Source organism: Actinomycetota bacterium (assembly GCA_009923495.1).
GTDB lineage: Bacteria > Actinomycetota > Actinomycetes > S36-B12 > UBA5976 > UBA5976.
Genome location: RFTJ01000006.1, coordinates 20,438 through 38,385, shown reverse-complemented (window position 1 = coordinate 38,385; position 17,948 = coordinate 20,438). Strand labels below are relative to the sequence as shown.

At 49.7% G+C, this 17,948-nt stretch carries 20 protein-coding genes; 3 read left to right on the top strand and 17 right to left on the bottom strand.

The window, feature by feature from the left end; genetic code table 11:
• The first annotated feature begins 18 nt into the window (after positions 1 to 18).
• Positions 19 to 813: a DUF2127 domain-containing protein gene (locus EBS36_03895; protein ID NBU32297.1), complete on the top strand. Its 795-nt coding sequence runs from the start codon at positions 19 to 21 to the stop codon at positions 811 to 813.
• Here EBS36_03895 and EBS36_03890 read toward each other — a convergent pair.
• The 4 genes from EBS36_03890 to EBS36_03875 all read right to left on the bottom strand — a co-directional run bounded on the left by EBS36_03890 (position 810) and on the right by EBS36_03875 (position 6,101).
• Complete coding sequence (locus tag EBS36_03890) at positions 810 to 1,595, bottom strand: alpha/beta hydrolase (protein NBU32296.1); 786 nt, start codon at positions 1,593 to 1,595, stop codon at positions 810 to 812. The two genes, EBS36_03895 and EBS36_03890, sit on opposite strands and share 4 nt — an antisense overlap.
• Positions 1,592 to 2,347, bottom strand: coding sequence for an alpha/beta hydrolase (locus tag EBS36_03885; protein ID NBU32295.1), 756 nt, complete (start codon positions 2,345 to 2,347; stop codon positions 1,592 to 1,594). Before EBS36_03885 ends, EBS36_03890 begins: the two co-directional genes overlap by 4 nt.
• A gap of 2 nt (positions 2,348 to 2,349) precedes the next feature.
• Positions 2,350 to 2,634: a hypothetical protein gene (locus tag EBS36_03880; GenBank protein NBU32294.1), complete on the bottom strand. Its 285-nt coding sequence runs from the start codon at positions 2,632 to 2,634 to the stop codon at positions 2,350 to 2,352.
• Positions 2,635 to 2,714: 80 nt separating this feature from the next.
• Entirely contained in the window at positions 2,715 to 6,101 is a 3,387-nt protein-coding gene (locus EBS36_03875; GenBank protein NBU32293.1) for a hypothetical protein, read from the bottom strand.
• A 125-nt stretch (positions 6,102 to 6,226) separates the two neighbouring features.
• Between EBS36_03875 and EBS36_03870 the strand changes: the two genes are divergently transcribed.
• Entirely contained in the window at positions 6,227 to 6,553 is a 327-nt protein-coding gene (locus EBS36_03870) for a hypothetical protein (protein NBU32292.1), read from the top strand.
• Here the strand turns inward: EBS36_03870 and murA are convergent.
• Positions 6,537 to 7,814, bottom strand: a complete 1,278-nt coding sequence (gene murA, locus EBS36_03865) for a UDP-N-acetylglucosamine 1-carboxyvinyltransferase (protein NBU32291.1) — start codon at positions 7,812 to 7,814, stop codon at positions 6,537 to 6,539. The genes EBS36_03870 and murA overlap by 17 nt on opposite strands.
• A gap of 63 nt (positions 7,815 to 7,877) precedes the next feature.
• On the opposite strand from murA, the gene EBS36_03860 reads away from it, so the two are divergent.
• Entirely contained in the window at positions 7,878 to 8,453 is a 576-nt protein-coding gene (locus EBS36_03860) for a cob(I)yrinic acid a,c-diamide adenosyltransferase (protein NBU32290.1), read from the top strand.
• Between the two features lie 55 nt (positions 8,454 to 8,508).
• Here the strand turns inward: EBS36_03860 and EBS36_03855 are convergent, their stop codons facing one another.
• The 12 genes from EBS36_03855 to EBS36_03800 all read right to left on the bottom strand — a co-directional run bounded on the left by EBS36_03855 (position 8,509) and on the right by EBS36_03800 (position 17,920).
• Positions 8,509 to 8,946 carry a hypothetical protein gene (locus EBS36_03855; protein ID NBU32289.1) on the bottom strand — a complete coding sequence of 146 codons (438 nt, stop codon included), beginning with the start codon at positions 8,944 to 8,946 and terminating at the stop codon, positions 8,509 to 8,511.
• Between the two features lie 163 nt (positions 8,947 to 9,109).
• Positions 9,110 to 9,514, bottom strand: a complete 405-nt coding sequence (locus tag EBS36_03850) for a F0F1 ATP synthase subunit epsilon (protein ID NBU32288.1) — start codon at positions 9,512 to 9,514, stop codon at positions 9,110 to 9,112.
• A complete protein-coding gene (gene atpD, locus EBS36_03845; protein ID NBU32287.1) occupies positions 9,514 to 10,941 on the bottom strand; it encodes a F0F1 ATP synthase subunit beta in 1,428 nt (475 codons plus the stop codon). Before atpD ends, EBS36_03850 begins: the two co-directional genes overlap by 1 nt.
• 5 nt (positions 10,942 to 10,946) lie before the next feature.
• Positions 10,947 to 11,867, bottom strand: coding sequence for a F0F1 ATP synthase subunit gamma (locus EBS36_03840; protein NBU32286.1), 921 nt, complete (start codon positions 11,865 to 11,867; stop codon positions 10,947 to 10,949).
• 3 nt (positions 11,868 to 11,870) lie between these two features.
• Entirely contained in the window at positions 11,871 to 13,502 is a 1,632-nt protein-coding gene (locus EBS36_03835) for a F0F1 ATP synthase subunit alpha (GenBank protein ID NBU32285.1), read from the bottom strand.
• 27 nt (positions 13,503 to 13,529) lie between these two features.
• Positions 13,530 to 14,339, bottom strand: coding sequence for a F0F1 ATP synthase subunit delta (locus EBS36_03830; protein NBU32284.1), 810 nt, complete (start codon positions 14,337 to 14,339; stop codon positions 13,530 to 13,532).
• Positions 14,340 to 14,879, bottom strand: a complete 540-nt coding sequence (locus EBS36_03825) for a F0F1 ATP synthase subunit B (GenBank protein NBU32283.1) — start codon at positions 14,877 to 14,879, stop codon at positions 14,340 to 14,342.
• Between the two features lie 19 nt (positions 14,880 to 14,898).
• Positions 14,899 to 15,126 (bottom strand): ATP synthase F0 subunit C, encoded by a 228-nt coding sequence (gene atpE / locus EBS36_03820; GenBank protein ID NBU32282.1) that lies wholly within the window; start codon positions 15,124 to 15,126, stop codon positions 14,899 to 14,901.
• 81 nt (positions 15,127 to 15,207) lie between these two features.
• Positions 15,208 to 16,029: an ATP synthase F0 subunit A gene (gene atpB / locus EBS36_03815; GenBank protein NBU32281.1), complete on the bottom strand. Its 822-nt coding sequence runs from the start codon at positions 16,027 to 16,029 to the stop codon at positions 15,208 to 15,210.
• The gene (locus EBS36_03810) at positions 16,026 to 16,238 is read right to left on the bottom strand and encodes an AtpZ/AtpI family protein (protein NBU32280.1); all 213 of its coding nucleotides are present in this window, start codon (positions 16,236 to 16,238) and stop codon (positions 16,026 to 16,028) included. Before EBS36_03810 ends, atpB begins: the two co-directional genes overlap by 4 nt.
• Positions 16,239 to 16,375: 137 nt before the next feature.
• Positions 16,376 to 16,834 carry a hypothetical protein gene (locus EBS36_03805; protein NBU32279.1) on the bottom strand — a complete coding sequence of 153 codons (459 nt, stop codon included), beginning with the start codon at positions 16,832 to 16,834 and terminating at the stop codon, positions 16,376 to 16,378.
• A gap of 81 nt (positions 16,835 to 16,915) precedes the next feature.
• A complete protein-coding gene (locus EBS36_03800) occupies positions 16,916 to 17,920 on the bottom strand; it encodes a hypothetical protein (GenBank protein NBU32278.1) in 1,005 nt (334 codons plus the stop codon).
• Positions 17,921 to 17,948: the final 28 nt, after the last annotated feature.

Sequence of the window (17,948 nt, the reverse complement as noted above, 5' to 3'; positions counted from 1 at the left end):
TGACATAGACTGACGACTATGGATTGGTCATTGCGAGCCTGTGCTCGAGTTGGACATTTGACTTATCGCCCAACAGAATCAGATTTGGCCGCCAAATTGAGAGTTGCCACAAATGTTGGCACTGCCTGGAAATGTTTGCGTTGCGGGGCATTTATTCCCGAAGAACCATTTGCCCACGGACCCGCCGATGAAGCACCTGAAGTAGCACATGCCGGGCAAATCCGAGATCGCTTCATCATCCGATTGCTAGGTTTCGAGCGGGGTGTCCGCGGTCTGATTGTGCTAATAGTGGGCATTGCCGTTTGGCAGTTACAAATATCTCAAGAATCACTTGTCGATCATCTTAACGCCGCACTTCCATTGTTAAAGCCATTTGCTGATCAGATTGGCTGGAATATGAATGACTCGGGCATCATAAATTTCCTCTCGAGTTTGCTGTCTACGTCACCGCATACTCTGAGTTTGATTACTTTGGCCCTAGTTTCATATGGCCTGCTGCAAATTGTTGAAGGAGTCGGGCTTTGGTTTCAAAAGCGATGGGCCGAATACTTGGCCGTTGTTGCAACTAGCGCTTTCATTCCATTGGAACTTTTTGAACTGAGTCACAAAATCACATTTTTACGCGCAGGCGCTTTAATCGTCAACATTGCAGCTGTTATTTGGTTGCTCTGGACTAAACACCTCTTTGGTCTAAATGGTGGCAGTGCGGCCGCTCATGACGAGAGCGTTAAAGGTCGAGCCGCGATTGATTACGCAATTGCCATGCATGACCGTCTTGAAATTCACAATTTAGATTCGGCCGTTGGAAACTAGCTGCTAATTAACCAACTAATAATGGTTGTGGCAGTTTTTTCCGGATCTTCAATTGGTGGTAGGTGACCACAGTTAGGTAGCTCGATGAAGGTTGCTTCTTTTGCTAATTTCTGCATGGTCATAAAATCATCAGGCTTACTCACCACGTCATCAGCACCTCGGATTAATAACGTAGGGCCAGAAAACTCAGCTAGCACTTCGCTACTGTCTGGCCGACCAGCCATTGCATGTTGTAACCAAGCGATTGTGTCAGCCTTGCTGGCGCCAATCCAAGCTTCAACTTGCTTGACAACTTCTGGTCGATTTTCATGCGTGTAATTGGAAAGCAGGGTGGGTAGCAACTGCTTTGCGTAGTCTGTAACAGACAGATCCGATTTAACTTCAGTGGCAATGCGTTGGCGATTTCGAATTGCAGCAGGTGAATCTGCGGTTACTTTTGTATCGATTAGCCCTAACCCCAAAATTTGAGCTGGACGAGATCGAAGCATCGCCAAACTTACATATCCACCAAGCGATACCCCAAGCACATATGCTTGACCAATTCCCTGTTCGGCCAGCATCTTCCAAACATCGGTTGCTAACAAATTAATATCCGGCTGCGCATCATCCATGGGACTGTCTGCGCATCCGCGCAAATTTGGTGCAATGACCAAAAATCCTGAGTCGGAAATTTTAGGCGCAATTTCAGACCAGAATTGGGCTCGAAACGGAAATGGGTGGACCAAGACGACTGCCCGATTGCGTGCATTTCCATACTTATCGAAGGTAAGCGAAACCGTCACTTAATTAACCGCCCTTGTAGGTCATCCCACTTCGCCATTGGTCCATCCCACTGCCATAAAATTGGTGGCAAGTCGGGTGCAATGAAGTTAAGCGCTTTATCCCAAGCAATGCGCACAAACTTCTCTCCCACCCACAGGTGTTTACATTCTGGCACTCCGATAACTTCGGCTTGCGGAACAGTCTTGAACTTTTCGATTGCGGCTGCAGGAACTAGATAGTCATCCAATTGAGGCACTAGTGCTAACAGTGGTCGGCCAGTTTCAGCCCAAGTGGTAAGCGCAGATTCAGAACTCCACTTGAGCGGCGGGCTAAAAAGGACAGCCCCTTGGACTGGCTCAATGTTCCCATGCCTGAGTAAGACGTCTGTGCCAAAGGACCAGCCAACTAACCAAATATTCGGCAAATTTCGTGCGGTAGCAAAATCTAGAGCAGCTCGTAAATCATTACCTTCCAAGTTGCCTTCATCGTAAGCACCTTGGCTGGTTCCCGCCGCACTTGTCGTTCCGCGGAAATTGAATCGCAAAATAGCTACTTGGGCTAGCGCAGGCAGTCGCCATGCTGCTTTACGGAACAAGTGACTGTCCATCATTCCGCCACCAGTTGGATTCGGGTGCAAGCAAATAATGGTCACTAATGGTGCACCGGATTCTGGAAGTGCAAGTTCGCCTACCAGAGTCAAGCCATCTGAAGTAGACAAAGTTATTGGCTCGCGAATTGCAGGTAGCACACTATTGGCTGAAAGGTCTGCCATTGCTATCGACGATTCATTCGATTGGCCCAGCAAGGCTTGTGCCAATGTCGACGTTGCGTGACATTGTCATCCATACTTAGTCCGGAGTACTCCCAAGTCACCAAATGTGCAGTTCCTGGGTTAATCTCTTGATCACAACCTGGACACCTATAAGTTTTATCAAAGCCTGCACCAGAGATGGCCTGAATAACCCAACTACCATCACGGCCAGTTTCTACTTTGCGAGTACCGTTTGGATTGAACTCCCGAGGCTCTGGCTCGGGCTGCCGGCGGTTGTGACGACCCATAACTTAATTCTAAACTGTGCTGCTGAAAAGAGATTTCTTCCGTGCGGCCACTCTCGGTGAATCGGTCGCACGGAAGACTCCTATCGGAATATTGCACCTAGAACATGTTGTCTGAAATATCCAAGCGTTCGATGTAGGAAATTCTGTTGATTGTTCTTTGGTGGCGCAACAGGAACCAGCGAGCCTGGAGCAAACTGCACACATAGCCGCTGCAATGACGAGTCAGTTCCACCCGTCTTGGCTTCACTTCGACCGTTGAGATTCATGTTGATGCAAGTGGTATCGCCATTTGTTGGTAATCCGGTGGTGGTTGCCCAATCGGTAGCCGAACCATCAATTGGCGCGCCCTCCGGCAACTCCATGGCCTTCAGAACGTCTTGACCGCTTGCGAATGAATAACCAGTCTTGTTATACATCTGCATCAAGAAGGCGGCTCGATCTTGGAAACACTTGGCAATGTCCAATGTGAACGTGAGAGTTGAACTCGCTGGCTTTTCAGTCGGTGAGTCAACTACGGCATCTCGAAGTGGTGCCAAGGCGTTAGCACCTGTGTCAAGTGACCCGTTCGTAGTGAAGTCAGCCGAAGTCGGATCGTATGCCGAATCAAATGATGCACCTCCGAAATCGGGGTTTCCACTCGAGGCGCCACAGCCAAGTTGCACATTCTTAATTTCAAATTCCAAACCATAGCTCAGGCCATGCACATCGTGATAGCCGCTGCTTGCATCCTCACCAGGGAATGCTTGGCGTTGTGGTCGATAGAAGGTAACGGTCAACTTCTTACCAGGTTGGATCACAATTGCATTTGGTGCATTATCTTGGGCACCATTTCCGCCAGATCCCAATGCCTTAGCGCCACCGCCACTTATCTGCGAATAGTTAATTAACTCTTCGCTTCCGTTGTAGTCAACACTCTTGACCAGTGGGCCAGTGATTGGGTAGGCACCGAGAGTCGTTGCCACGGACGAAACATTGCCATCCTTATTGAAGTAGTTCAACGTCAAAACATTAAGGGGTGAGAGTACATCCTGTGCCGGTGGTGCACCTTCAATTCGAGCAACTTCAGGATTGATGCCAGCTCCCATAACGCTACGCGACATCGGCATACCAGGCTTACCATCCATCTGGCAGGTTTGACGCCAGAAGAAGTTAGTCGCATCTGCCGGGAATGTCAGTCCAGCAGGCAAACTAAAGTCGGCATTGAACTTGTTAACTTGGCAGTTGGAATTTGCGGAGTTTCCAAAAGTCATTGGTGCCTTGATTTCTGACCAGCAGGGCTGATTGTGGGAGCGATCTGCAGGGTCTGAAACATAGCCACACTTGGAATCTGCAAATCCATTAGCGCCGCCGAAATAATCTGGCTGATTGAATGGGGCGTTACAAGAGTAATCAAAGAATCCTGATGGATTACAACCGCTGGCACCATCGGCATTCGTTTGTTCAACAAAGGTACCAAGTGTTGCACGAGCGGTTTTTGGATCGCACCAAAGTACGCCAGCACAACCAACCCAAACTGCCGGCATTTCGCCAGTGTCAGTTATGTACGCCTCTGGGAAGAAACGATTGCTATAGACGTAATAGCCGATTCCAAATTCAGGACCCGATAGGTAGTCGTTGATGTCACTGGAGAAATCGCTTTCGGTGTAACTTCCAGCAGACATGTTTATAAGTCCGTAGTTCAGCGGTCGCTCAATAGAAGTCCGAATACCCTTCATCGGCTCGATTGAACAGCCATTGTTCGCTGAAGGGTCAGCCGAGTCAATTACTAAATCACCATCATCATCGACATCTAGCGCATTTGGAATACCGTCCGAGTCAGGGTCGGAGCCAGGGCTTACCTTTGCGCAAGGATCTTCTCCGCCACCACTGCCGCCGCCGTTATCGCCACCACTGCCACCGCTATTTCCACCAAAGGCCGCGAAGACTTGCATCAATACATTGAAGCAGTCAGCATCGTTGTCTTTGATCCATCCAAAAGTAGCTCGCGAATCGGTTGCATACTTAGAGCATTTTCCTTCAAAGCTGGATTTGATAGGGGCGAATGCTGGATCCTTACTAAGCATGCCAACGAAGTTGTTAACGCAATCGGTGTTTAGAGTTCCGGAACCCAATTGATCAAAACCTGGGCAGGGACCTTGATCTCCACCCGATCCACCTGAGCCGTTATCACCTGAACCATTACCGCCTCCGTTGGAAGCACTCATGATTTGACCCATTACATCAGCACATTTTGGTGCCGAACTTAGAATCCATTCGTAAGTGGCTTTGCTATTGCCCGCGATTGATTGGCAATTGACTTGGAAGTCATTCTTTATCTGTTCAAATTTAACATCCTGCGAAAGCAAGAAAAGAATTGCTTGGTAGCAGGAAGTGGTCAACGTACCACTTCCACCCTTGCCAAGATTTGGACAAGGGTCGGTATCGCCGCCGGGCGATGAACTCGGGTTTGGATTTGTGCCGGTTGAACCTTGAGTGACCCGACCTTTACCCGTTAACAATGCCCGCAACTTGAATTTTGTAATTGTTGGGTCAGAAACAAAACCAGCCTTACCAGCGCCAGCGGGAGCACTTCCGTTTAATCGAACTTTTAAAGTTCCCGCCATCGAGGAATCGCTTGCCAACTTTCCGAAGGCGGTGCGATTATCAACGGTTGAACTAGGGTCGATATCTACTGAATTTAAATTAATTGCCCCTAGACTAAACGAAACTGTCGTGCCTGCAGTTGAGACCGATATACCGGTATAGCCGCCGGTCTTCACCAAAACTGGGCCCACATACGCGCCATTTGCCCGCACTAGGTGTAACGTCAGATTGCTTTGAGCACTCTTAGACGACCGAACCTGAATTGCAAAATTCTTGCTTCCAGCAGATGCGGTGCTTGTGAACATTTGACCGTTACTCAAAATTGCGGCTACGCGCAAGGTGCAGCTAGGGTCAGTCACTTCTGCATCTAGTGATTCTTGTACCGAGTACTCTGAACAATCATCAGATGAATCTTGTTCGCTGAGGCCTCCGGAAATTGATCCCGTGAAGTTGAGTACCCGCATTGAATCGCTTGCTGAAGGTGTTGGCGTTGGACTCGACTTGCCCTTTTTGGGAGTTCCATAAACGGTTACTTTGGTGCTCTGCCCTGCGGCATTCTTAGCCACAATGCTTACGGAATATTTTTTGCCGTTAATCAACTTTGAAAAAGTTGCCGATGTTTTCTTGGAAGTAGACTTCTTGTTTCCTGGCATTAGCGTCAACAGGTAACTAGTTGGAGTGCCACCGCTACCCTTACTCCAACTAACCGTCAAGGCTTTGTCGGCCGCTACGACCTTGGTCTTGACAACCTTTCCCGGCTTAGTGAGTCTTGCTGCCTGCGCCGGAAGTGCTAGTCCAGACACAGTTAGGGCGACAATGCTCAGCCACAGTGCAAATTTTTTGAAAACAGGTTGCTTGATCATGAAAACCCCAAACCTAGGCATACGGTCTAAGTTTAGAAAGGAGAACTTAGATTTTGCTTACGATTTAGCAGAATTGGCGAAAATTCACGATTTCATTAGGTATCCCTTGGAATGCGAAAGCTTCTTCAGTCAGGCAGACTAGAAATATGCCTGCCTGGGAAGCTTTTTCGTTTGCCTTTGGGCCAATTGTCGGCTTCTTGGGAATTGGGGCTATGGTCCTAGTTCTCATTTGGGCTTTCAGTCGCGGTCATTCAGTAGTTGAACGCCCTGCCAAATCAGGCCGACCCACAGACTATGGTCTGTTGATGCCCATTGCTACACCTAGCGATTACATTCAGGGTGAGATGCTGCGCCGGCGACTTGTTGATTCAGGCATCCAAGCTACGCTGGCCACAACCAACGATGGACCACGGATATTAATTTGGCCCGGGGATGCAGATCAGGCAGAGGCGATACTCAGTCGAGGTCACTAAGTACTTCTCGGGTAATCGGCGCCCCAAGCGAGATTAACTGCTGCTCAAATCCAACATAGCCGCGGTCTATATGTTCGACGCCGTGAATTGTTGTCACTCCTTCAGCAACCAATCCGGCTAAAACAAGGCCAGCGCCGGCTCGAATATCCGTGGCCTCAACTGGCGCACCAGACAGCATCGTCTTTCCACGAACTAGAGCATGATGACCATCAGTTCGTACCTCTGCGCCCAAGCGACTGAGCTCTTGGACAAAACGGAAGCGTGCTTCGAAAAGATTTTCGGTAACCATAGCAGATCCATCCGCTATGGCATTCATTGCTATGAACTGTGGTTGCAAATCAGTTGGAAAGCCTGGGTACGGCAGAGTTACTATGTCGACAGCCGTCGGTCGTCGATGCATTTGAACCCTGATCCAGTCTGACCCAACTTCAAGTTCTGCCCCAGTTGCACTTAATTTCTCCAGAGGTAGACCTAGATGTTCTGGGCGCACATTTTTGATGGTGATATCACCCTGAGTCATGGTCGCTGCTACTGCCCAGGTTGCCGCAACAATTCGGTCAGACACCGTGGCGTGGGTAACCGGACGAAGTGATTTGACGCCAGTCACGGTCAACAGGGAGGTGCCGACACCGGCTATTTCAGCCCCCATTTTTATTAACATTTCGCAGATGTCAACAATTTCAGGTTCCCGCGCTGCATTATCAATAACAGTCTCGCCATTTGCAGTGACCGATGCCATTAATAGCGTTTCAGTTGCGCCAACACTTGGAAAATCAAGATATACATGAGTGCCATTAAGGCCTGATGCGGGTGCTTGCACAACGAGGTAGCCATGTTCACTTGTCACAGATGCGCCCATTCGCTCAAGTCCTGCAATGTGCATATCTAATCCGCGTGAACCAATGTTGTCGCCACCTGGAAGTGCAACATCGGCAGCACCCGTTCGAGCAACCAATGGGCCAAGCACTGCGATTGAGGCCCGCATTCGACGTACAAGGTCATAATCGGCGCGATGTTCAATGGTTTCTGGCACATCTATAACAATGGTCTGCGCTTTCGCATCATAAGAAACTGTGCATCCGAGTCGGCGAAGAAGTTCAGCCATAATCGTTACATCAAGGATGTTGGGCACTTGCTCAATAGTTGTTGTACCTGGCGCTAATAGTGCTACCGCCATCAACTTCAGAGAACTATTTTTAGCTCCTGAAACTGTGACCGTGCCCGAAAGTCGAGCCGCCCCAGCTATGCGAAAAACATCCACGATAACCGAGAATAACGCCTGCTCAGTGAGCAGTGCGCCACAAGGCACTCTAGAGTGGGATTTATGGTTAATTTAACTCGTATTTACACCCGAACCGGTGATGATGGCACTACAAATCTTGGTGACATGAGTCGAACTGGCAAGAACGATCCACGATTAAAGGCTTATGCCGATGTTGACGAGGCAAATAGCTCTATTGGACTGGTGGTTACTGCTCCAGGAATACGAGATGATCTAGCAAAACTATTGGTCGACATTCAAAATGATTTGTTCGACGTTGGTGCAGACTTATGTACACCAGTAATCGACAATCCCCCGCACGAACCGCTTCGGGTAACCACTGATTACATTAATCGTCTTGAAAAAGCCTGCGATTCCTACAATGAAGAGTTAGAGCCACTGCGTTCATTCATTCTGCCTGGTGGCACAGAGGTGGCAGCTCGCTTACATGTTGCGCGAACGATCACTAGACGGGCAGAACGCAGTACGTGGGCAGCAATTGATATGTATCACGGTGGCGTAAATCAGTTGGCCGCAACCTATTTGAATCGGCTAAGTGATTTACTCTTTATCCTGGCCAGGGTGGCAAATAAGGAACTTGGCGATGTGCTTTGGGAGCCAGGGCGCAACCAAAAATAAGGTAAATAAAAACTGGGCAATCCAAACGGATTGCCCAGTTTTTTTTCGGAGGATTTTAGTTTGGCGAAGTGCTTGGCAATGGTAGTGGCATATCATCGCGAGGCGGGAAGATATTAGGGTTACCTTGATCTGGACTGAAGGGACCCTGACCGGGGCCGTTCCTGTCCGGACCAAGACCTGGACCAAACTGACCTTGATCTGGACCAAATTTCGGGCCTCTACCATCGCGGTCGAAATCAAATCCTGATCCCATTTGATGACGACCGAACGGCTCCCTTCCATGTCCGCGATCTAGTGTGTGACCAATGCCGATTCCTAGTAACAGGGCAAATACTGATGCAACTACCACTGACGACAATGGTCGCTCGCCCAACCATGACGAAATGCGAGAGCGCAATGTCGCTTTATCTGCCGCAGTTGAATCGCTAGGAGTAGTGAGCGGTTCAGCTTCAGCATGGGAATTGCTCTGTTCTTCGTTGTTTTCTACTGACATTGTCATTTCCTTTTTAGAGTTACTTACCTTAAGCAACTCTGGCTACTGTTCTTAACGGTACTCGCGCATTATTAAGAAACTACAAGCGCAACATTTAGATTTTGTAAAGAAAGTCAAAAGAATAGAGCCGCTATTTCATTGAAATGGCGGCTCTATTCAAGACTTAATTATGCAAACCGCTCGCTGTTGATTCAGCAGCCGCTTTCAATCGAGTTTCAGCTCGCCGGTAAGCAGCCAACTGCTCCGGGGAATCCGAACCATTTGCACGATCTAATGCGGCTTGAGCGCGAGCGACATCAATTTCGGTATCAAGTTCAGCAATTTCGGCGAGAACTTTAACTTCATTTGAATCAACGGCAAAGAAGCCACCATGAACAGCCACTGCAATCTTCTGACCTTCAACAGTCTCGATGCGCACTACGCCGTCCACGAGCAGTGATAACACTGGCTCGTGACCCGGCAAGATACCAATCTCACCCTCGGGAGTCTTTGCAACAATCGACTTTGCAGCACCTGACCACACTTTGTGATCTACAGCTACAATGGCGACCTGTAGTTCTGACACGATTAGCCCTTTAGTTTCTCGGCATTAGCCTTTACGTCATCGATGCCACCGCACATGAAGAACGCCTGCTCTGGAAGGTGATCAAACTCGCCTTCGGTAAGCGCCTTGAATGATGCGACGGTTTCTTCGACAGGCACGAATGAGCCCTTTTGGCCGGTGAAGGCTTCAGCCACGAACATGTTCTGTGATAGGAAGCGCTCGATACGGCGAGCACGGTTAACCAGAATCTTGTCTTCTTCAGAAAGTTCGTCAATACCGAGAATGGCGATAATGTCCTGAAGCTCCTTGTTGCGCTGCAAGATTTCCTTAACGCGAGCAGCAACTCGGTAGTGCTCGTCACCAACGTAGCGAGCATCCAAGATACGAGAAGTTGAATCCAGTGGATCCACCGCTGGGTAAATACCCTTTTCCGAAATAGGACGAGACAAAACGGTAGTCGCATCTAAGTGGGCGAAGGTGGTAGCTGGAGCCGGGTCAGTCAAGTCGTCCGCAGGAACGTAAATTGCCTGAAGTGAAGTGATTGAGTGACCACGAGTTGAAGTAATGCGCTCCTGGAGCACACCCATCTCGTCAGCCAAAGTTGGCTGGTAACCCACAGCCGAAGGCATGCGACCTAGAAGGGTTGAAACCTCAGAACCTGCCTGGGTGAACCGGAAGATGTTGTCGATGAAGAGCAGAACGTCCTGCTTCTGAACATCACGGAAGTATTCCGCCATGGTCAGCGCTGACAAGGCAACACGAAGACGGGTACCAGGCGGCTCGTCCATCTGACCGAAGACCAGTGCGGTGTCGTTAATAACGCCAGACTCGGTCATTTCAAGGAACAAGTCGTTACCTTCACGAGTACGCTCACCAACACCAGCGAATACTGAAACACCACCGAAGTTCTTAGCAACACGGGTGATCATTTCCTGAATCAGAACGGTCTTACCAACACCAGCACCACCGAATAGACCAATCTTTCCACCCTTTACATAAGGAGTCAGAAGGTCAATAACCTTGATGCCGGTCCAGAAAACTTCAGTCTTTGATTCCAACTGATCGAAAGTTGGTGCCTGACGGTGAATACCCCAACGCTCTTTGATTTCTAGCGAGGATTCAGCAACGTCAAGTGGCTTACCCAAGGTGTTCCATACGTGAGACTTGGTTACGTCACCAACAGGAACTGTGATCGAGTCGCCAGAGTCGCGAACCTCGGCGCCACGAACCAAGCCATCAGTTGGCTGCATGGAGATAGCACGAATCATGTTGTCGCCAATGTGCTGGGCAACCTCAAGTGTCAACGTGCTCTTGTTGCCATCGCCAAAGTCCACATCAACATGCAATGCGTTGTACAACGCTGGCATTGCTTCGACGGGGAATTCCACGTCAACAACTGGCCCAGTTACTCGGGCGACTCGACCGTGTGTCGTTTCTGTCGTGGTTGTCATTTTTCTTAGCTCCCTGATGTTGCGGATGCAAGAGCATCGGCGCCGCCGACAATCTCGCTGATTTCCTGGGTGATTTCTGCCTGACGTGCTTGGTTAGCACGGCGGGCTAGGGTTCGGATAAGTTCTTCGGCATTGTCTGAAGCACTCTTCATGGCGCGGCGGCGAGCAGCATGCTCACTCGCAGCCGAAAGCAACAATGCGGTGTACACCACATTCTCGACAAAGCGAGGAAGTAGTGCTTCGAGCACAGCTTCGGGGCTGGGCTCAAAATCGTAAAGCGGGAACACGGTGGTTTCCAACTTTTCAGAAGCTTGCTCTTGGCTTACTTCTAAAATCTCAACAGGCAGAATTCGACGGACGCGAACTTCCTGGACACCCATGTTGATGAAGTGGGTGTAAACCAAATGGATTTCGTCAACGCCGCCTTCTTCAGGCTTCTTGGCGAAGTATTCCAACACGGACTGAGCAATTTCTTGCGCGTTCTCGTAAGTTGGCTGATCGGTGAATCCGGTCCATGAAGCAGCAATCGGACGTTCGCGGAACTTGTAGAAACCAAGACCCTTGCGACCAATGATGAAGTGAATTGGCTCAACGCCTTCTTCTTTAAGCAAGTTGTTGAGCGCTTCAGTTTCCTTGATTACTGCTGATGAGTAAGCACCAGCCAGACCACGATCGGCAGTTACAAAAATGACGGCTGCACGCTTACGAACCTCTGGAGGTGTAATGAGCGGGTGCTTGCTGTTGCCATGCGAAACCGCGGAAGAAATCGCGCGCATTAATTCAAGGGTGTACGGCAAAGAAGCGTCAACGCGCTGCTGCGCCTTAACGATACGCGAAGACGCGATAAGTTCCATCGCCTTCGTAATCTTCTTTGTGGCTTGCACCGACTTAATGCGTCGGCGGTAGACCCTTAGCTGTGCACCCACGTGTTACGCCTTAACTTTCACAATCTGAGTCGGATCGATTTCTTCCGCCTCAAGTGCCTCAACTGGGGCATCGTTAACTAGCGAATGACCTGCTGAAGTAGTGAACTGCTTCTTGAAGTCTGCGATGACAGTGGTCAAGGTTGCGATGGTCTCATCCGAAAGGTCTGTTGTCTGACGAATCGCGTTGAACACATCTGCATGATTGCGAGCAACGTGATCTAGGAACTCTGAGTCGAAGCGACGGATGTCTTCAACTGGAACTTCGTCTAGCTGGCCTGAAGTTCCGGCCCAAACAGATACGGCTTCGCGTTCCATAGCCTGTGGCTGGTACTGGCCCTGCTTTAGCAGTTCAACCAAACGAGCACCGCGCTCAAGCTGTGCCTTCGACGCGGCATCCAAGTCTGAACCGAATGCTGCGAAAGCCTCGAGTTCACGGTACTGCGCGAGGTCAAGACGCAAACGACCTGCAACCTTCTTCATAGCCTTTGGCTGCGCTGAACCACCAACGCGGGAAACTGAGATACCCACGTTGATTGCTGGGCGAACACCGGAGTTGAAGAGGTCGGATTCCAAGAAGCACTGACCATCGGTAATCGAAATCACGTTAGTTGGGATGTAAGCCGAAACGTCATTCGCCTTGGTCTCAATGATTGGTAGACCAGTCATTGAACCGCCACCGAGTTCGTCAGAAAGCTTTGCGCAACGCTCGAGCAAACGTGAGTGTAAGTAGAAAACGTCACCTGGATAAGCTTCACGACCTGGCGGACGACGAAGCAATAGTGATACGGCACGGTAGGCCTCAGCCTGCTTTGATAGGTCATCAAAAATGATTAGGACATGCTCGCCCTTGTACATCCAGTGCTGACCAATTGCCGAGCCGGTGTAAGGCGCAAGGTACTTGAAACCTGCTGGGTCAGAAGCTGGAGCCGCAACGATGGTTGTGTATTCCATCGCGCCAAACTCTTCCAGAGCACCCTTAACAGCTGCAATCGTTGAACCCTTCTGGCCAACGGCAACATAAATGCACTTAACCTGCTTCTTCGGATCGCCACTGTCCCAGTTTTCTTTCTGGTTCAAGATGGTGTCGATTGCAACAGCAGTCTTTCCGGTCTGACGGTCACCAATGATGAGCTGGCGCTGACCACGACCGATAGCGGTCATAGCGTCAATTGCCTTAAGGCCGGTCAACATTGGCTCTTTAACTGGCTGACGCTGAACAACGGTTGGTGCCTGAAGTTCCAGAGCACGACGACCTTCAGCGGCGATCGGACCTTTGCCGTCAATTGGGTTGCCAAGTGGATCAACAACGCGACCTAGGTAGCCATCACCCACTGGAACCGAAAGAATCTCACCAGTGCGCTTAACGCTCTGACCTTCAGCGATCTTTGAACCATCGCCAAGAAGCACCGCACCGATCTCACGCACATCAAGGTTCAGTGCCAGACCGAGCAGGCCACCTTCGAACTCAAGTAGTTCGTTGGTCATCGCCGAATGAAGACCTTCAACACGTGCAATGCCGTCACCGGTCTCGACTACGTGACCGACTTCTTCACGGGATGTTCCAGGTGCGAAGGATTCAACGTTGCGAGCAATCGCTTCGCGGATTTCCTCTGGCCGAATGGACAGTTCCGTCATGGGGTCCTGCTTTCTCTTTTTCTATAGTTATGCCTGCAGTGACCTGCGAGCACTTTCTAAGCGGGTTGCGACCGAGCCGTCAATGACGTCTTGGCCAATCTTTACTGAGATGCCACCAATAACTGATGGATCGATTGCGACATTTACGCTTACTTGCTTGCCAGTTAGTTTGCTAAGTGCGGTGGCCAAGCGAGTTTTTTGTGTTTCATCGAGTGCGATAACACTGCGCACCTGAGCAACAACCTGATTGCGTTCACCTGCGGCGAGCTCACTGAGTAAGTCAATAACAGCTGCTACGCGACGACCACGCAAGTTGCTTGCGAAGTAAGCAATCACCTGACTTGCCTGGGCATCTACTTTGCCTGCAAGTAGGTCTTTGACGACCGCAGCCTTAACTGCAGCACTCTGTGCTGGATCGGTCAAGGTCATCTGAAGTTGGGCTGAGGCGTCTACTGCTCGACCAAAATGGAAGATGTCACTCTCCACACGGTCAAGAGTTCCGGCACCCGACGCTGCCATGAAGGCTGACTGCGCACCAAGAATTTCAAGGGCATCAACTAAGTCGCTATCGGAAGACCAGCGCTGGCTAACCACAGCGGCAACTACTTCTTTTGTAGTTTGTGCTACTTGGCTACCCAACAGGTCTGAAATCAGAGCGACGCGCGTTGCACTTGGCTGGCCACTATCGGCCAACATCAGACGCAACGACTTTTCGCTCGCAATTACATTAGCGACGGCAAGAAGTTGACTAGACAAGGCGGACAGATCGCCCTGCCCTGCACGGGAGCGCAAAGTCTCCTGCACGATAGTCAAACTTTCGCGTGATGCACCAATCATTTACTTAGCCGCCTGTGCTTCTAGATCGGCAATGAAGCGATCTACAGTTGCGCGGGCCTTCGCATCGTCCTGCAAAGTTTCGCCGACAACTTTGCCGGCCAAATTCAATGCAAGGTCGCTGACATCGCGACGCAGTGAGGCAATTGCCTGTGCCCGCTCTGCTTCGATTGATGCCGAAGCGCGTTCGGTAACTGCTGCGGCAGCCGCAGCAGCTTCAGACTTTGCTTGTTCGATGATTGCTGCCTTCTCTGCCTGAGCCTGATTACGAATTGCAGCTGCCTCGGTACGAGCTTCGGCAAGTTGCGATTTGTACGACTCGAGCAGTGCGGCGGCTTCCTCTTGTGACTCCTGAGCGCGCTTGATGCCACCCTCAATCGCATCAGCACGCTCTTCGAGCGTCTTGTTGATGCGCGGGAAGGCGAATTTAGCCAACGCAAAGAAGACCAATAGGAATGCCACGGTGCCGATGACTAATTCATCGAGTGGAACGCGGAGAATGTTCACCTGTTCCTCAGCACTGGCAAGAATAAAGGTTGTCACTGTATGTCCTTAGTTTTAATTAAGCACCAAAGACGAATGGGACAACGAAGCCGATAAGAGCAAGAGCTTCAGCAAGCGCGAAGCCCAAGATCATGTTCTGACGGATTACACCGTAGGCCTCTGGCTGACGAGCAATAGCCTGCACGCCCTGACCGAAGATGATTCCGATACCAATACCTGGGCCGATTGCTGCTAAACCGTAGCCGATTGAGCCTAATGAGCCGGTAACCTCTGCGAGGATTGACATAACTTGTTCCTTCTGTCGAGAGTCAGTAGCTGTTCTACTAACTCAGGTTTTTGTTATCTATTCAGTTGTCGGTATTAAGTTTTAGTGTTCCGCGTGTAACGATCCGCCGATGTAGACGGCCGTTAGTAGCGTAAAAATGAAAGCCTGCAGTCCTTGAATGAACATTTCAAATCCAGTCAAGACAATAGTTACGCCGAATGAAGTTGCTGAGCCCAAGGCACCAATCAATGAGGGTGATAGTAAGTAGTACGCACCGACTGTAAAAGTAGTGATTAACAAGTGGCCAGCGAACATGTTGGCGAACAGACGGATTGCCTGAGTTACCGGACGAGTGATTAAAAGACCCAGCAGTTCAAGTGGAGTCAGTAAAACGTACATTACCTTGGGCACACCAGGTGGGAAGGCTGCGTCAGTGAAGAATTTGATTGGACCTTGATGCTTCATGCCCAAGTAAACGTAAGTTATGTAAACCATCAGAGTCAATGCGACCGGAAAAGCCAGACTGCTCATCACTGGAAACTGTGCACCGGGAATAACGCCCATCAGGTTGCAAATCCAGATGAAGAAGAAAAGTGACGCCAAGAATGGAACGAACTTATCGCCATCCTTGCCAATAACTTCACGGGCAATCTGATCGCGAACGAAGGTGTAGCCCTGTTCGCCTAGCGACTGCAACTTGCCAGGAACTAGTTTTGGTGACCTAAATGCGGTCATGAAAAAGGCAATCACAATCAGTGCCACAATCAGCGCCAAGATGATGGATTTGGTAACCGTTACTTCAAAACCGAAAAGGCTCAAAGTTACATACGGCTTAAGGAAGAAGATGTGTGCATTCGGAGCTGGAAAACCACATCCTGAATTGAGATGGCATCCTGCCTCGTACGCGATAGTCGCAAAGTTCATTGCTGCGGCTTCCTTAGGTCACTCGTAGTGGCATTTCGATCAGATTGCGAAACGCGTGCGTATGTGAGATAAAGCGCGAGTACGATTCCGGTAATCACACCTGCGGCCATGAATGCTGATTTGTGACCGAAATAATTTCCGAGCAACCACCCGATACCGCCGTAAAACAAGATTCCGGCGGTTAGATAACTAACTGATCGCCATGCCATGTCTGAAGTGGACAGGTCCGTGGCATTGACGGGGGAATCATTGCCACGATCATTCATTGCGTTCTCACATTATCAGCAAACATAAGAGCGTGCGAATTGACCCCTGTCCCTGCTGAACCCGGGAATCTGTTAGATATTCACTGCAGGGAATCAGGCTTTGGCGGCACGATTTCTGGCTTCGAGCCGGGCTCAACATAGAGCACTTTGCCAGTGCTAAAGGCCCACATTTCAGCACCTGTCCAGACCAAAGTGCAGACCAAAATACTCAATGCGAAAACTTTGGTGTCAAAAGCAGTGGTGTTTTTGAACGCCAGCAAGAGGCCAAAAAGGACAGCAACCTTTACTAAATACAGCAACATGGCAACACTCATGGCCATACTCGGATTCTTGCCAATGACCTGATTCAGTACTACCTGGCCGACAGTGAAGAAAGTCAGGACGATTGCCGAGCCAACGAGAGCGCCTACTAAGCCATTGCTTCCTCGCAAGGCGAAAGAAATTCCCGTTATTATTAATCCAGCAATAGCGGTTGGAATTGCTGCCTTGCGAATTAGGTTCAAACTTGAACTATTCAGGTCACTTGACTGTTTGGTCATGCGTTCAGTCTGCCACAAGTGGTGCAATTCTCGATACTTTCCGATCGTACTAACGGCTTCGGTGCAACGTTATTGCACGAGTTAGTCTAAATAAGCTGAGAGTGATGATTCTCCAGACTGCAAAATCTTTGTAGGGAAGTTAATCGTCATTGCCACCCCACCTTCGATGCTGGTGGGACCTGTGCCAGTTAGAAATTTCGATTGTCCAAGGTTGAGGTCATAGTAACTGTATTTATTTGGCGTACACGCCGAATTAGCAGAAGTTTCAGAATCAAGAATTTCAAAACATTTAGCGGCAATTGTCAGGTTGTATTCTCCAACAGGAAGTGAAACACCACTCCAACTAATCGTGCAGTTCATTAAGTTGTTGTTTGTTGACGAAGTGTTCACATCGCCTAGTGAAACGCTGATGGGACTTTCATTAGAGTCAGATGGTTGGAAAGTCAGACTCGTGCCAAGCACTTGTCTATGCCAAGGGTTACAATCCACAAAGTTAAGAGTCACACGCCCACTAACTTCAAGGCTAGGCGTATTGGTTGGCGATGGCGATGGAGTTGCTGTCGCGGTTGTAGTCGGCGATGGGCTCGGCGAAGGGACTAAATTCCTCTGCAGAATCTTGATTGTTACTCGGTTAGCTAGTTTTTGATTACCCACGCCTACTTTCAACAACACAAACTTGGTTGTTGCTGAATTCCGGATGCCTACCCTCTTGAGATAAGCCTTCGTCGCAGAGGCTCGAGCTCGTGCTAGTTGAGTTTGCCTTGCAGAGGAGGGAGTTTTAGGCGCATAGCCAGTAATTGTTAAAACTGATGCTGGTAACGCCTTGCGCTTCAAATTACGCAACGTAGACTTTGCGCTGGTCGTCAATGCGCTCGAGTTCGCTGTGAAATAGATTGTCTCGAGATCAGATCCGTTACCGTTGGCACGCGCAGTCACAGGTGCAGTCGAGCAAAGTACTGAAGCCACAACCAGTGCGGAAGTAAGCCAGCATAAAATTCTGCGAATCACCCTTGAATTTATCGAGTTTTGGACACTCAACCTCACGGTCGTTTTCGGTTGCAGATTTTGGCTTGGATTGACCCGCATTTTTTTAGCCTACCCACCAATCCGCCGT

What these genes read in the sequence shown, in the direction of transcription:
- EBS36_03895 (NBU32297.1), top strand. Translation starts at nt 19, where the DNA reads ATGGATTGGTCATTGCGAGCCTGTGCTCGAGTTGGACATTTGACTTAT.
- EBS36_03885 (NBU32295.1), bottom strand. Translation starts at nt 2,347, where the DNA reads ATGGCAGACCTTTCAGCCAATAGTGTGCTACCTGCAATTCGCGAGCCA.
- EBS36_03880 (NBU32294.1), bottom strand. Translation starts at nt 2,634, where the DNA reads ATGGGTCGTCACAACCGCCGGCAGCCCGAGCCAGAGCCTCGGGAGTTC.
- EBS36_03875 (NBU32293.1), bottom strand. Translation starts at nt 6,101, where the DNA reads ATGCCTAGGTTTGGGGTTTTCATGATCAAGCAACCTGTTTTCAAAAAA.
- EBS36_03870 (NBU32292.1), top strand. Translation starts at nt 6,227, where the DNA reads ATGCCTGCCTGGGAAGCTTTTTCGTTTGCCTTTGGGCCAATTGTCGGC.
- EBS36_03860 (NBU32290.1), top strand. Translation starts at nt 7,878, where the DNA reads ATGGTTAATTTAACTCGTATTTACACCCGAACCGGTGATGATGGCACT.
- EBS36_03855 (NBU32289.1), bottom strand. Translation starts at nt 8,946, where the DNA reads ATGTCAGTAGAAAACAACGAAGAACAGAGCAATTCCCATGCTGAAGCT.
- atpD (NBU32287.1), bottom strand. Translation starts at nt 10,941, where the DNA reads ATGACAACCACGACAGAAACGACACACGGTCGAGTCGCCCGAGTAACT.
- EBS36_03835 (NBU32285.1), bottom strand. Translation starts at nt 13,502, where the DNA reads ATGACGGAACTGTCCATTCGGCCAGAGGAAATCCGCGAAGCGATTGCT.
- EBS36_03830 (NBU32284.1), bottom strand. Translation starts at nt 14,339, where the DNA reads ATGATTGGTGCATCACGCGAAAGTTTGACTATCGTGCAGGAGACTTTG.
- atpE (NBU32282.1), bottom strand. Translation starts at nt 15,126, where the DNA reads ATGTCAATCCTCGCAGAGGTTACCGGCTCATTAGGCTCAATCGGCTAC.
- atpB (NBU32281.1), bottom strand. Translation starts at nt 16,029, where the DNA reads ATGAACTTTGCGACTATCGCGTACGAGGCAGGATGCCATCTCAATTCA.
- EBS36_03810 (NBU32280.1), bottom strand. Translation starts at nt 16,238, where the DNA reads ATGGCATGGCGATCAGTTAGTTATCTAACCGCCGGAATCTTGTTTTAC.
- EBS36_03805 (NBU32279.1), bottom strand. Translation starts at nt 16,834, where the DNA reads ATGACCAAACAGTCAAGTGACCTGAATAGTTCAAGTTTGAACCTAATT.
- EBS36_03800 (NBU32278.1), bottom strand. Translation starts at nt 17,920, where the DNA reads ATGCGGGTCAATCCAAGCCAAAATCTGCAACCGAAAACGACCGTGAGG.